Source organism: Rhizobium sp. 18055 (assembly GCF_902706285.1).
GTDB lineage: Bacteria > Pseudomonadota > Alphaproteobacteria > Rhizobiales > Rhizobiaceae > Rhizobium.
In genome coordinates this window covers 245,998-259,688 of the sequence record NZ_CACSKD010000008.1, presented here as the reverse complement: position 1 = coordinate 259,688, position 13,691 = coordinate 245,998, and the positions used below count along the sequence as shown (strand labels likewise).

The 13,691-nt window shown below is 57.6% G+C and carries 9 protein-coding genes, 1 tRNA gene and 2 pseudogenes; 3 read left to right on the top strand and 9 right to left on the bottom strand.

Annotated features, from left to right (window positions below; genetic code table 11):
- Positions 1-269 precede the first annotated feature (269 nt).
- The 3 genes and pseudogenes from GVL52_RS16315 (at position 270) to GVL52_RS16305 (ending at position 1,623) form a co-directional block, all read left to right on the top strand.
- Positions 270-346 (top strand) — tRNA-Met (locus GVL52_RS16315).
- Between the two features lie 402 nt (positions 347-748).
- A pseudogene (locus GVL52_RS16310) lies at positions 749-1,087 on the top strand (transposase); the annotation flags it as partial.
- 80 nt (positions 1,088-1,167) lie between these two features.
- Complete coding sequence (locus tag GVL52_RS16305) at positions 1,168-1,623, top strand: hypothetical protein (RefSeq protein ID WP_160008916.1); 456 nt, start codon at positions 1,168-1,170, stop codon at positions 1,621-1,623.
- A 370-nt stretch (positions 1,624-1,993) separates the two neighbouring features.
- On the opposite strand, the gene GVL52_RS16300 is transcribed toward GVL52_RS16305, so the two are convergent.
- The 9 genes and pseudogenes from GVL52_RS16300 to GVL52_RS16265 all read right to left on the bottom strand — a co-directional run bounded on the left by GVL52_RS16300 (position 1,994) and on the right by GVL52_RS16265 (position 13,454).
- Complete coding sequence (locus GVL52_RS16300) at positions 1,994-3,205, bottom strand: IS110 family transposase (protein WP_244619201.1); 1,212 nt, start codon at positions 3,203-3,205, stop codon at positions 1,994-1,996.
- A gap of 155 nt (positions 3,206-3,360) precedes the next feature.
- Positions 3,361-3,508 (bottom strand): annotated as a pseudogene (locus GVL52_RS30905) (sugar ABC transporter ATP-binding protein); the annotation flags it as partial.
- Positions 3,509-3,682: 174 nt separating this feature from the next.
- On the bottom strand, positions 3,683-6,016 hold the full coding sequence (locus tag GVL52_RS16295; protein WP_160008912.1) for a membrane-bound PQQ-dependent dehydrogenase, glucose/quinate/shikimate family: 2,334 nt from the start codon (positions 6,014-6,016) through the stop codon (positions 3,683-3,685).
- A 181-nt stretch (positions 6,017-6,197) separates the two neighbouring features.
- A complete protein-coding gene (locus GVL52_RS16290) occupies positions 6,198-7,370 on the bottom strand; it encodes an acyltransferase (protein WP_160008910.1) in 1,173 nt (390 codons plus the stop codon).
- A gap of 43 nt (positions 7,371-7,413) precedes the next feature.
- Positions 7,414-8,376, bottom strand: coding sequence for a glycosyltransferase family A protein (locus GVL52_RS16285; RefSeq protein WP_160008908.1), 963 nt, complete (start codon positions 8,374-8,376; stop codon positions 7,414-7,416).
- A gap of 37 nt (positions 8,377-8,413) precedes the next feature.
- On the bottom strand, positions 8,414-9,511 hold the full coding sequence (locus GVL52_RS16280; protein ID WP_160008906.1) for an O-antigen ligase: 1,098 nt from the start codon (positions 9,509-9,511) through the stop codon (positions 8,414-8,416).
- A gap of 197 nt (positions 9,512-9,708) precedes the next feature.
- A complete protein-coding gene (locus GVL52_RS16275) occupies positions 9,709-10,932 on the bottom strand; it encodes a lipopolysaccharide biosynthesis protein (protein WP_160008904.1) in 1,224 nt (407 codons plus the stop codon).
- Positions 10,929-12,032 (bottom strand): glycosyltransferase family 4 protein, encoded by a 1,104-nt coding sequence (locus tag GVL52_RS16270; protein WP_160008902.1) that lies wholly within the window; start codon positions 12,030-12,032, stop codon positions 10,929-10,931. The genes GVL52_RS16275 and GVL52_RS16270 overlap by 4 nt, the downstream gene beginning before the upstream one ends.
- A 114-nt stretch (positions 12,033-12,146) precedes the next feature.
- Complete coding sequence (locus GVL52_RS16265) at positions 12,147-13,454, bottom strand: hypothetical protein (RefSeq protein ID WP_160008900.1); 1,308 nt, start codon at positions 13,452-13,454, stop codon at positions 12,147-12,149.
- Between the last annotated feature and the right edge of the window lie 237 nt (positions 13,455-13,691).

The following is a 13,691-nucleotide window of genomic DNA, read 5'->3' as shown; positions in this document are numbered from 1 at the left end:
CTTAAGACGCGGGAGAGTCGGTCGCTGCCAGGTCTGCGAAACGCAACAAATCTTCTCTAAACGAATTCTTCGGCCCAGCCGATACCAAAGGGCCGCCCAAAAGCGGTCCTTTCGTGTTATAAAGGGCCAGGAGCAGAACCTAACATGAGACGACTTGGCTGAGCCACGTCGCTCAGGCAGTAAGAGCAAACCGCAAGCGGTTCGCTCGGACGCGATAAATCCCATAGGGATTTACGCTCGATCGGGACGACAAGTGGTCGCCCTGTTGGCGCGGGGTGGAGCAGCCCGGTAGCTCGTCAGGCTCATAACCTGAAGGCCGCAGGTTCAAATCCTGCCCCCGCAACCAAACATTCGTAAGTTCAGATCAGATGCGAAACCAAAGCAGCCCGCGTGGAGAAATCCACCGGGCCGTGCCGCGTTGCGGATAAGTCAGTCGCGGGGTCGCTGACCTGCCTTTGAACTTCCGGTCATGGGGCCTCTCGCTCGCGCACCATCGCGCTCAAGCGCTCATCACGTGTGAATTGCGCGAGGCGTGGTGCGGCAAACCCTATCGTCGATCGATGGTAGGCTTGCACGTAGCGCGGCGGCAACTGACGAACCACATACCGACGAAGCGATCGGCCTGCACGGGAACCAACGCGATACACCCATGGCCGTGCTTCGGGGCGTGGGTATGACGAGACCAAAGTCGTTGGTCGTTGACACGGGGCGTTCGGTCGAAGTGGCTGCATCAGGTTCAGCGATTGACACGAAGTCGCCACTTGGCGAGGCATTGGCCTACATCACCAAATACTGGGATGGTCTCAAGCTCTTCTTGACCGACGGCCGCATTGAGATCGACAACAATAGCGTCGAGCGAACCATCCGGCCGATTGCCCTCAATCGGAAGAACGCACTCTTTGCAGGCCATGACGCGGGAGCAGAGAACTGGGCGACAATCGCCTCGCTGATCGAAACCTGCAAATTCAATGCCGTCGATCCGCTGGCCTATTTGAATGCGACGCTCACCGCCATCGTCAACGGTCACAGGCAGAGTTGCATCAATGAGCTTTTGCCGTGGAATTATTCGAGACGAACAAACGGCTGAAGTCTGCTGTCGGCCCATTGCGGACATTCATCGGAGTGTCACGTTCCTCACCTATCAGACCCAAAATGACAGTACCCTCCATGAGTCATGAATTCGCTGATACGCTAGAGCGCATGGCTGCATGTCTCAACAAGCTTGATGAGGAGTGGATGGTCTTCGGCGGAGCGGCTCTGGCCTTACATGGCATCGCTTCTCATACGCTGAAGGACATTGACGTTATCTTGACCGATGCCGCAGCCGTGCAACTGAATCGGATGTTCTCATGGGAAAACCATGCGGATTGGAATTCAGATCGCTTTCGCTCCGATTTTCTCTTCAGGCCTGACTTCGGTGCAGCTCCTGTTGAGTTGCTTGCTGGGTTCAAGGTGAAGAAAGATGAGTGCTGGATTTCCGTGGACTGTAGCGACACGGTCTCTGTAGTGGTTGGTGCACAATCCGTATTCATCCCCACTCGCAGCCGCCTCGCCAGCATCTTTCGACTTTGCGGGCGCGAGAAAGATTCGCATCGGGCAAGGCTACTTTTACATCCTCAATGACCGCTTCTGGCGCATTCCTGCCATCAATGCCGTAGCGGCATTTTTGGGAAAGCCCAATTGAGCTTGGTCAATGTGCGAGGAAAACACCGCTCTGATGTCCTTTGTCAATGCTCGGGGCGAGTGCAACCACCCGTTCTGACAAACGGTTGTTCATGATGATGATCGCGCATGGGTGGAGGCGGAACTCAAGGACGTCGGTGATCAAGCTCTGATGCGCGGGTTGGCTACCGCATTCCCGATTGTGCGTCCGGGGCTGTTCCTATCTTACTGCGGGCGTCGGTCATTTGCCGGCCACAAAGCGGCTGACGGATGTTCCCCTGCCGTTGTCCCGCCTCCGCCCATGCGCGAGGTGCAAGTTCGTTGCGGCGATCTACGATTTGATGGTTTGCGCCTCCCTTGCAACAGCCCACATAAACCCGGCCAGCTCTCGGGCAATGGCGGTGCAAACCACTGTCGTTCGCTTTCCTCGTGCGGCCAGCATACGATAGCGAGCCGTCAGCCGGCTCTGAGCTTTCCAAGCAATCTCTCGCACTTTTGGTGGCGCGGCCTCCAGGCGGTAAAGCTTTTTCGCGCCAACCTTCGGAGGATGTCGATATGTCCAGGCGCTCTCAACAGGCATGTGCCGAACCCGACCGTTGCCTGCCTTGGTGATCGAGCCCCGTCTGACTGTCTCGCCCGTTGATCGCTCACCAGGTACTAAGCCGAGATAGCCCATCAATTGGCGCGGGCTCTCAAATCTTGTCACATCTCCGACCTCCGTGGCGAAGGTGGCGGCAACGATCAGTTCGACACCTCGTAGTGTCTGCAGTGCTCGGACGACCGGCCCGAGAGACCAGTTCGGGATGAACTCCTCGATTACCTTCTCCAGTCGTTCCACACGCTCCTTCGATACGCGCACCGCATCTACCATTTCCTGAAGTGCTATCTGATGTGCTGGATGGTCGAACTGTTGCTCCTGCAGCCAACGTAGGTATCGCATTGTCCAGCCCTTTTTGCGTGGATAGATGCGACCGTGCTTGAGCATGAATGCGCTGACCTGCTGTCTATGAACCCGCAATGTCTCAACAGCAGCAGCCCGAGCACGAACAAGATCGCGCATAGCCTCATGGCCCTCGTCAGGAACCCACACTGCCGTGAGCTCGCCGGCCCTCAACAGCCGGGCGAGCGCGAGTGCATCTCGACGGTTCGTCTTTACCCGATCGCCAGGCTTCCTCGGGATTAATGACGGGGCGACAACCATACACTCATAATCAAGCGACAGGATTAGACGATGAAGGCCGTACCCCGTCGGGCCCGCCTCGTAGCAGAAATGCACGCGATCAAACTTTGCGGCAATTCGCTGGATTGTCCGGCGCATGTTGACATCCGTTGCCTCGACCTCGCCGAAATAGCGAACCTCTCCGTCCCGGCCAGATTCAGCAACAGCAATCGCATTCTTCAGCTTGGCGACATCGATTCCGACAAAACCTTCTCTATAATCTGCCACGGCTCGTCCTCCTGTGATGAGGATCGGCTCGGGCTGTCCGAGCAACCCTCGGAAGACCAGTGTAGGGCGAGCCGCCTCAGGCGAGAAGAAGGACATACGGTCTTACTCTCAACAAGCGAGCGCACGTTCATCATGTCATTGGTCATCGGTGGTCTTTCCGTCAGGTTGGTCTTCAACAACCCGACCCTAGCGGAAAACACTGATGGCCACCCTACTCCTCAGAACCTACACCACGTGCCGGGACACGATCCCATCTCCAACGGAAACGACATGTTCTGTCCCACCGTCATATGCGGATAAGGCGCGTAGGACTGAAAACACCATGGCGAGGCTGCGATCGCCGCAGGGGGCCGACTTGCCACTGCCCGAAGGGCCGACGAGAACGACAAACTCGCCCTTGGCTCACCGCACGAGGCACAAACCGGCGTCATTCAGATTGCTCCGGCAGCATGGCGACCGCTGTGATCGTCAATGCACCGAAAGAGATTTCGAATGCCCGCTGGGAGATAGTTCGCCCAAGCGCGCCGCGGCTGAAAAAGCGAACGCCATCGCCATACGCAGTCCATTTCACCCTTATTGGTTTACGGTGGCACCCAAAGAAAACGCCATGACATAGTCGCCCACATCCCGGGAGTAAGGCGCGCCGCCCACGGAAACGACGACATACTGTTTTCCGGTTATTGGCGAAACATATGTCATCGGGGTCGCACTGGCACCGACAGGAAGCGCGAATTTCCAGAGTTCCTCGCCGGTTTCGGCGTCATAGGCGCGTATGTAATAGTCCTGAAAGCCGGCAAAGAAAACCAGACCGCCGGCCGTCACAGATGTCCCCGCATATGTCGGCAATCCCATGGCCAGCGGCAACCTGCTCTTGAGACGCAGCGGACCGAGTTGCTCTGCTGTTCCTGCGGGGATCTGCCAGGCAATTTTACGTGTATTGAGATCAACCGCCGTTATGGTCCCGAACGGAGGTTGTGTGCACGGCACCCGAAGAAGCGATGTCCACATCTCTGTTGCCATTCCATAAGGTGTGCCCGCCTGTGGTGAGGGGCCATGGCCGGTTGCGTCGGCGTGAACGCTTTCGGCAAGTGCCGGATAATCCTCACGTGGCACAAGAGAGAATATTGTGGGCACGCGAATATCGTTCACGAACACGCGATTATTGGGGATATCGACCGACACGCTTCCCCAGTTCATGCCACCAAGGTTGCCCGGTTGTTCGATTGCATAGCGTAGTCCAATAGGCGTAAAATCGCCGTCATATCGAAGCCGGCGGAATGCGATGCGGCAGGCCAGCTGATCGAACATTGTCAGTCCCCACATCTTTGCCTCGGTCAGGCGATCGCTTCCGATCGTCGGCATCCCGACTGAATATGGTTGCGTATCAGAGAGCGTTTCCTCGGGCGCGCCGCCGGTTTGCGGCACAGGCTTTTCCTCAACCTCGGCCAGAGGAATGCCTGTTTCGCGGTTGAGAAGAAATAGCTGTCCGCGCTTTGTTGTCTGCAAAACCGCCGCAACCGTGCCGCCGCTCCCATCTGGGACATCGATCAAGGCAGGCTGCGCTGCCAGGTCGTAGTCCCAGAGATCATGATGGACAGTCTGAAATCTCCATCTTTCGCGACCGGTGGTGACATCGAGCGCCACCAATGATGAATTGTACTGATCGGCAAACGCCGGTCGATTGGCCCCGTAGTAGTCAGGTGTACTGTTGCCGAGCGGTGCGTAGATCAGCCCCAGCTTGTCGTCGTAAGCGGCGGTCGTCCACATATTGGGCGTGCCGCGCGTATAGGTTTTCCCCGCGGGTGGGAGTTTGGCAATGGTGGGATCGCCGAGGTCCCACGCCCAGGCAAGTTCGCCAGTCATAACGTCGAAGGCACGAATGACACCTGATGGCTCTCCGACTTCTTCGTTGTCGATCACCCAGCCACCGACGACGATGAGGTTGCGCGCGACCAGCGGCGCTGATGTCTGGAAATAGAAACCTGATTTGATCTGGCCCATGTGCTCGCCAAGCATGACCACGCCCCTGTTGCCAAACCCCTCACAAAGCGCGCCCGTCTTGGCGTCTATTTCGATAAGTCGGGCATCGATCGTCGTCTGGACAAGCCGTTCGCTGCATCGGCCGTCTGCCGTCTCAGCGTGTTGCGCAACCTTGTAGTAACCAAGTCCGCGGCAACGCTGCCAGAGCGGCGCGCTTGCCTTTGGATCAAACGTCCATATCGGTTTGCCTGTATCGACGTCCAAGGCGGTGATGACATTTGTGGGAGTGCAGGTAAAAAGTGCATCGTCGATTTGCAACGGCGTATTCTGGTCGATGCCTGCACCTCGGCCGGTCCGGAAGGTCCAGGCGAGATCGAGCATTCCGACATTTTCCCGATTGATCTGGTCGAACGCCGAATAGCGCAGACCGGCTGTGGTGCGGCCATAGGCTGTCCAGTTCGACGGCTTGTTGTCGCCTTTGACAGGCCGATAGGCTGCTACATCCGCCGAGGGCCTGATCACGCCATGCGGAACGACGGCAAATGCAAACCAGGTCATGACCAAGCACGCGGCGAATGCTGCTCCGAGATACGATAGCGTACGCGGCGCGTCTTTCGACAGCGTTGGCAAGAACAAGAGCGCGAAGCCAGCCAGGATAATGGGCGTTAGAAGACGCGGGAAGAGCGCCCAGAAATCCGTGCCCGCTTCCCATAGAGCCCACGGAAGTGTGAGCATTGCGACGAGCACGGTCAGGATACCACTTGAAGACCTTCCCCGGAGCGCGAGAGCTGCGGCGAGCATGTAGGCCACGCCGGCGATCATATAATAGACCGAACCGCCAAGGTTGGAGAGCCATAGGCCCCCGAGGAATAGCGACAGCCCCAGAAGGGCCAGAATAGCTTCAAATGCAATAGCCAGGAATGTCATGATGTCTCCGCATCAAATATCGTGGAGGCGCGACTTTCTTCACATCCAGGGAGAAGGAAGAATTTGGCGCTGTCACCGGCGGCGCTGGTCGGGTTTGGTTGAAACAGGGCACTGGCAATATCGTCGCAACGCGACAATTCCGGTCGCGCTCGCCTTCGCCCTGTACGCATTGCATCAGCCGTCAACGATGATCCTTGCCGGACACACTTGTTGCCGTTCCCATAATCCGTTCTTGGAGATGGCAGACGGCACGGTGGGCGCGCTGGCCTGCCGCAAGAAACAGATCCTCCAGGTCCAGGACACGTCGTTTCGACGACAAGGCCGGGCGTTCGATAAATGTCCAGGATACCCATGCGATAGCGAGCCCGCCGATCAGACCAACAAAGGCCGTGAGCAACGCCGATTTTGCCTGTGGCAGGAGCGCGACAAGGCATTGCTGGATAGTCCAGTGGTAAAGAAATAGGCCGTAGGAAAAGTCGGACAGCTTGCTGAAGATGGTCTGCTGATAATTGGTCAGACCGAGATAGATGGTCATGTAGACGACCGGCGGGATGGCCAGATATTCGCCCCCGGGAACGGTTTGCAACAGCACGAAAGATAGAGCGACTGACAGGCAAAACAAAAGCGGACCGGCTGGAATACGGTCTCGAAACTGGTAGGCGCAGACACCACCAAGGAAGTAGAGCATCAACTCCCAGCCCGAGAGATTTGCAAGCCCGGCCAGCGGATCGGGCTTGAACTGCCTGAACACGACATAGCCGACAATCAGCGCACCCAAGGCAACGAGCCCGATCCAGCGCTGCTTCTTCAGACCCAGTAAGGTCAACCCCGATAGAAGGAGGTAACAGTAGAGCTCAAACGGTACGGTCCAAAGCTGTGCATTGACAACGGTCGCGTCCGGATTGTGGGCGAACACACCAGGCAGCCAGTAGCTGATGTGCCCTGTGACGTTGGCCAGATAGCGGAAGAACTGCGGGTCGGTAAAATACTGAAGCAGCGGCAGGTCCGTGAAGAATGGCCCGATGATCAGCGCCGAAAGCAGCACCTCGCCAATCAGCGCGGGATAGATGCGAATGGCACGCAGGCCAAGGAAGCTCACCAGGGTCCGGCACCGCACCAGGCTTCCTGCGACCAGAAAGCCGCTGAGCACAAAAAACATTGGCAGCACTGAGCGAAGCGGCCCACGCAACAGCGTCTGCCAGAGCTCATGATCAACCTCCGTGCCAAAGGTGACGCGCACGGAATGGTACAGGGTGATCGCGACGGCAAGACCAATCCGCATGTAGTCAAAGCCGGACGGTCTGCCATCGGCAGCTTGTAGCATTTGCGAGAAAGTCGAGCGATTGGATGCCATGATAACCCCCCAAGAGGACAATGATGTTTCAATCAGGCGTGGTTCAGGCTTTCTTGGCGCGCGACGACATCATAAGGTTCTCGAGCTTGCGCAACTGCCGCTCGGGAATCGCCAGGGACACCAAGGCCGCGGCGGCGCGCGGGTCGGTCAGGAACATCGTGGGGCGCAATTGAAATGCACGGACAAGCAGCCTGCGCGCCCTGTCCATCCTGCCAGCCAAAACCGCCTTCCTGGCGGCGATCCTGTAGTGTCCCGCCCTTGCATGCGTGATCAGTCTGCGGGGAATGTCGCGCATTGACGACTGGATGATGTCAACGGCGAGATCGGCCTGACCGACAAAGCGGTCGATATCAAAAGAAAGGCTGGATCTGCGTAACCTGTAATAGGTCAGCGGGGACGAAAGACCGACTGCGATCGCATCCGTCATCCAGAGGATGCGGCACCACATCTCGTAGTCTTCGCAACTGTGCAGATCTTCGCGAAATGTTCCTGCCGCTTCAAAGCACGATCGCCGGACGACCGGTGTCGATCCGTTTCCTACATGGTTGCGCAGGATCATCGAATGCAATGAGGGCTTCATCGAATCGGGCCGTAGGAGCCTGCCGGTGGGCCTGCCATCCTCCTCAATGTATTCCGATGCAGAGTAGCTGAAGCCGATTGTCTGATCCCGATCCATCACGGCCAAATGTGCCTCGGCCTTGTCCCGGTGCCACAGATCGTCACCATCGAGGAAACCGATATATTCGCCCCGGGCTTCGCGAATACCTAGATTGCGCGCAGCCGACAGACCGCCATTGTCCTGGCGGACAACTCTCAGCCGGTCGTCTTGGCGGCTCCTTGTGAGGCGTGAGAGCTGCAGCGGTGTGGCGTCCGTCGAACCGTCATCGACGACGATGACTTCGAGGTTCCGGTAGGTCTGGTCGAGGGCCGACTCGACAGCTGGAACGATGTAGTCAGCTACATTGTAAGCAGGAATGACGATGCTAAGATGCGGTGTGTGTGCCATTGGGTTAACTCCGTGGATCTCGTTCGCTTTTCAGAGACTATGTCCGGTTCTCAATGTGATTTGCTGGCTCTAGGGCGCCACCGATGAATGCGAAGATGTACGAACACGGCAGCGTGATGCTGAACAGCGACTCGTACTTGCAGAAGAAAAGCAGCGTCAGGGACAGAAGAAACATGACGATCATTTCGTCACGACGTTCGCCTTTTTCGGTCATTAACCGGATGCTGGCGACGATGATGGTTATCGCTATGGCGATCGTAAAGGCGCCAAAAGCCATGCCGCCGCCGGTATAGAGAAGACCATAGACAGTCGAATGGCTTCCGATTGGCAACATCTCTTTGGGATGTACGGATGGCCCGATCCAGCCGTAGCCAAAAATCGGTGACTGGAGAAACCCTTCCCAGCTTTTCTGATAAATCAATTGCCTGGCAAGGCTAGATCCGGCGCGCACGCCATCGACGCGGTCCTGAGCAGAGAGAAGCGATCCGAGCCAGTCTTCGCCAGCCACACTCATGACGAACAGAGCTGCAAGTGCCAGAAACACAAATAGCAGCCTCAGCTTCAGCGATGCCTTCAGCCAGATCCAGCCGATGGCGCAAAGGACCATGGCACCGAGCGCCAGGCGGCTCCAGCTGAAGACCACGGCGATTAGTCCGCCAGTTATACCGGCCAGGCGAATACGCCAGTCTTTTTCCAGGAGGCTGATCAGCGTGATGCCAATGCCGCCCAGCCCGAGTGCCGTGGTGTAGGGGAAAAACAGGATCAGGCGGGTTGTCAGTTCTCCAAGCGTTTCCTCGGTGAGATAGATTGCGACGGACCCGTAAAGGCGTGCCGAGATATTGTTGGGCGCAAGCATGGTCGGCAGTGTGTGGGAAAGCTCCATCGTCCGCATGCCCAGTGCCACGCCGCAGGCGCCGAGCATCGCCAGCGGGATGACCAAGGCACCGAGTATGGCGACGGCGCGAATAACGACCCGGTGCGAGAGCCCGTGGGCGGCGCCAGCCCAAATGGCGAGCCCCCCCATTACCCAGCCGATCACACCGAAGCTCATGATCTGGCCGAGGCCGGTTCCGGCCTGCTCGCGCCAGACCCCCGCGACAATGGAGGCTGCAAGCTGAGACAGACCGATGCACATCCAGCTGATCGCAACGATCCGCGCCATGGATCCAGACGGTGCCCGGGCAAATGCCAGGACGCAGATAACAACCGCCTGCACGGGGGTTAGCAGACCGACAGGCCAGAATGCGATCGTAGACAAAAGCATTAGCACGTAGAGGCTTCGGTCGGCGACGAGCCGCGGCAGCGCGGGGAGAAACGTCAGGCGATGAGCTGTCATAGCCTTTTCCCCGTCATCACGATGGCAGAACGCCCCTGTTTTTTGCGCTTCGATAGCAAAGACTCAACGAGCGCAAGCACGACGAAGAAGCCGGCGAGGGCGACGATATGGCCGAGCAAACCGTTGAGGACCGTTGCCGTGCCGATGACGACAAAACCGGCTATGGCTCGAAGACCGGTCAGCCAATTGGCGACGCTGATTGCTCCCTTGGCCTTGAGCTGCGTTTCAATTGTCAAGACGACGTAGCGTGCCGGTGCCGATACCATCAGAATCGCGGTATAAAACCACAGGTTCTGAACATGAAACACCAGTGCACCGGCAAGGAAAGCCAAGGCTGTAACCACAACACCTAGGAAAGCGCCGGTACGGAACATGACCTGTGTCAGTTGATGGAAATACCGATCACCTTCAGCGACAAGTCTGGGGTAGGAAGATTGCATGTTCGCCCAACCGGGGGTGTCGCTCGCCGTCAACAACTGCCGGCAGATGCCGAGAATGCCAAGGTCCGCCCGCGTGAGGACATGTGCGCTAAGAAGCAAAATGAGATTATCGCTCAGGATCAGGACAGCGTCGGAGAACAGGAAACGCAAACCGCTGCCCAGCTGCTTTGCCGTCTGACGAAGGTTACTGAAATCGTGTGGCAGAAGGGCGTATGGAATGACAATGCCAAGCACCCGGAAGACGAGAACCCACACGCAAAAAGTACTGAAATCCTGCGAAAAAGCACCAAGACCGAGACCCAGCATGTTCATGCCGGGACTGATGATGCTGTGGACCTGCCTGTTTTGCAGGACCTGAAGCGCATTCATCACGTTGCATTGTGCAAAGAATGGCGACGACAATGCGATGACTGCGAGCTGGAATTGCTCGTGCTGGCTGTGTCCGAAGATGAATGCGAACGCCAGCGAGACGCCCAGGATGATCGGCAACGAGACGACGGCCGAGATCAATCCGAGTGTATTGAGAATGGAGTGGTTGGCGTCGATCTGCGCAAATCGGAAGTGCAGCCCGAATGTTCCAAACAGCGTCACCAGTGTGATGGGAATGGTGGCCAGGGTCAACGTGCCCACGGCATCCAAACCATAGCGACCGGCGACGATCGTGGTCAACAGGAAGCCGTTGGCGTTTTGCAACAGCCGTGCGAACAGGATCGTTCGCGTCGCAAAACCCGCTGCGAGGATGCGTTGAAATCGGCTGGCGGGTAGAGGCGTCGGCTTCACGGCGCGTTCCCGTAAAGTGTGCCCATCATAGCGACCGGCTGGGCTGTAACCCGGTGATAGACGTCGCCGTACTGCTTGGCGATGTTGGCCCATGTCGGCCACTTTGCGGTGTGACGGGTTGTGTCGCTGCGCTGGGCCAGAGCAAGGCGCAGCGCTTCGGCGAGGCCGCGGACATCGTGGACAGGGAAGCAAATGGCATCGTTGCCGACCACTCTCCTGTTTTCGGGAATATCGCTGACGACAATCGGTACGCCATAGGCCATAGCCTCCAGCAGAGCCATCGACATGCCCTCCAGGTAAGACGGCAGGACAAACAGCGCGGCATTGCTGTAAAGTTCCTGCAGTTCACGCCCGCTGCGATGACCAACGAACATTACATCACGACCAGCAAGCTGCCTGAGGTGGGCCTCATAGTCTGGCTGGAGGGCCTTGCCGGCAATCACGAGAGCGACGTCATTGTCCAGACCCGCATGTGCCTCGATAAGGTCGTGGCATCCCTTCTCCACAGTCAGCCGGCTGGCAAAGAAAATGTAGCGGCGCTTGAGAAGTCCGAGGCTTGCCAGGACGGGACCGCGCGGTACCTGCGCCACGGTCGGCAGGCCATTCGGAATGTATGACGTTCTGAGATCATGGCGTTCGAGAAAGTGTCGACGAAGGTCCTCGGATACCACCGTCACGCGATCGGCGCACTTGACGATAATGTCCTCGGCGAGAGACAGGCAGGACTTGGCGACTACCCCCCATTTATCGCGCCTTTGGTCGAGCCCGTGAATGGTAACGACAGCCGGCTGGCCGAGGAGTTGCGTCGCGACGGAGAGGATCCCGGGACCGATCGCGTGAAAGTGCACGACGTCATATCGGCCAACGGCGCGCGACAGTGACAAAACGCTGCGCGAAATGGTCTCGCTATGCTTGCCGCGGACGCAGGGAACCCTGACGACCTTCAGACCCGGCAGCTCACTGGATGTCGACATCGCTGCCGCGAAGACGTCGACCTCATGTCCCAACGCTACGAGTTCGGGGCAGACGGCGTCCAGCACCCGCTCGATGCCGCCATATGATGTTCCCAGGCCCCTTGAGCCAATCATGGCAATTTTCAAGATATCGTCCCCCGGAGAGCAACGGTTTTGGCATCGGCTAAAACCTGCCTCGTGCTGCGTCTGGTATCAAATTCCCTGCGCAAAATTTGGGTATGCTGGCTTACGTCGGCATTTTCAGTTTCTCGAAAACCAGCCAAGAGTCAGAATGGCGACGCAGCTGAACAGCGCCAGCATCAGACCGCTCGCCGCAATCAGCATTCGCTGGGTGGTGGGTCGGTCCGCTGGCCGTGGAATGTCCACGAGCTTCACGTTGGATCGTCGGGTCTGGGCGACAGCCTCGATGGACTTCCGGTCCTCGAGCGTTTGCAAACCCTGGGCGTATTGCCGCTCAAGGACTTCCTGGCGAAGCCTGAGATTGTCGAGCCTTGATTCCTGTTCATTGAATGTCTGCAATTCGCGCTGGATCGAAATGATCCGGGCCTTGAGGTCTCCACGCCGCACCGAGGCCGCACTTAACTCCTGTTCAAGCCGGATGGATTCCTGTTCCAATGCCCGCGCGACGTCGCCTTGTCGAACGCTCACGTCCTGATTGTCCAAGCGCCTCACGAAAGCGACGGGCTCCCTGTTGAGCTGGTCAAGCACTGTTGCGCGACGGGCGAGAGCCTCTGTTGCGCTGACTTCGGTTGCCTCCAGGCTTCCATTGAGATCGGCAACGCGTCTCAGGAGCAACTCACGCTGAAGCACGAAGTCAGAGATGGCGTTCACTTGACGAAAGTTCGTCAGCTCCGCGCGTGCGACGGCGAGCTCCTTGCGTTTTGTCTCAACCTGCTGAGCGAGAATGACCGCCTGTTCGTCGGAAAAAAGTGTCGAGCGACGGGCAAAATACGCATCGACCAATGTCGATAGAAATCTGGCAGCAAGGTCTCGATCGGTATTCTCGTAGGTCATCGAAATCACATTGCCGCTTCGGCCCGCGTCGACACTGAGCGATTGCGCCACGGCACGATGTGCCACTTCGCGGGCTTGCTTGGCTTTGTCGTTCTCCTCGGGTCGGAACCCCGAAATGAATTCACCGACGGCGCGCGAGATCGATTTCAAGGTCCCTGGCGGCTTAATCGCGTCGGGATAAAGGACCTGAGCGCCCACTGTTGCGATGGCCTCATCCATGACGCCATCACTCATGAGAATGTCACGTTCGGCCGACATATAAGCATCCCGGTCCATTGCTGTTTGCTGCAGCGCGGCACTACCGCCGGCGATCTGTCGTGCGCCATAATCATCCGACAGCAGAACCAGCAGATTGGCTGTCGTTCGAAACCTGGCAGGAGTCAGGAGCATGGCGGCAACCGCAACTCCAGCGATCATAAAAAATACCAACGAAGCGAAGATACGATAGCGTAGCGGTATCGCCGATGCGCGCCTCAGAAATGCTACCTCGGACGCAACAGCGCCCCTTTGGGCGGAAAGGTCAACGTAGTTCATGCGCCAAGCCCTGATCAGTTCGGTCTAAAATGGACATCGAGGGAATTACTGAATTGACGTTTATGCACGTCTTGCGCCAGGCACTGCTTGTTATTGCGTGAGCACTTCGGGATGGCGCATGGCTCGATTCCCAGTACCAAAGCGATCGAATATTGAAACTGACGTCGCCTTGATCTCTTCAATCAATAGTATTGATTACATAAAGACAAGAGTGAATATATTAGAGAAACGTACCTA

What these genes read in the sequence shown, in the direction of transcription:
- GVL52_RS16305 (WP_160008916.1), top strand. Translation starts at nt 1,168, where the DNA reads ATGAGTCATGAATTCGCTGATACGCTAGAGCGCATGGCTGCATGTCTC.
- GVL52_RS16300 (WP_244619201.1), bottom strand. Translation starts at nt 3,205, where the DNA reads ATGTCCTTCTTCTCGCCTGAGGCGGCTCGCCCTACACTGGTCTTCCGA.
- GVL52_RS16295 (WP_160008912.1), bottom strand. Translation starts at nt 6,016, where the DNA reads ATGACATTCCTGGCTATTGCATTTGAAGCTATTCTGGCCCTTCTGGGG.
- GVL52_RS16290 (WP_160008910.1), bottom strand. Translation starts at nt 7,370, where the DNA reads ATGGCATCCAATCGCTCGACTTTCTCGCAAATGCTACAAGCTGCCGAT.
- GVL52_RS16285 (WP_160008908.1), bottom strand. Translation starts at nt 8,376, where the DNA reads ATGGCACACACACCGCATCTTAGCATCGTCATTCCTGCTTACAATGTA.
- GVL52_RS16280 (WP_160008906.1), bottom strand. Translation starts at nt 9,511, where the DNA reads ATGTGCATCGGTCTGTCTCAGCTTGCAGCCTCCATTGTCGCGGGGGTC.
- GVL52_RS16265 (WP_160008900.1), bottom strand. Translation starts at nt 13,454, where the DNA reads ATGAACTACGTTGACCTTTCCGCCCAAAGGGGCGCTGTTGCGTCCGAG.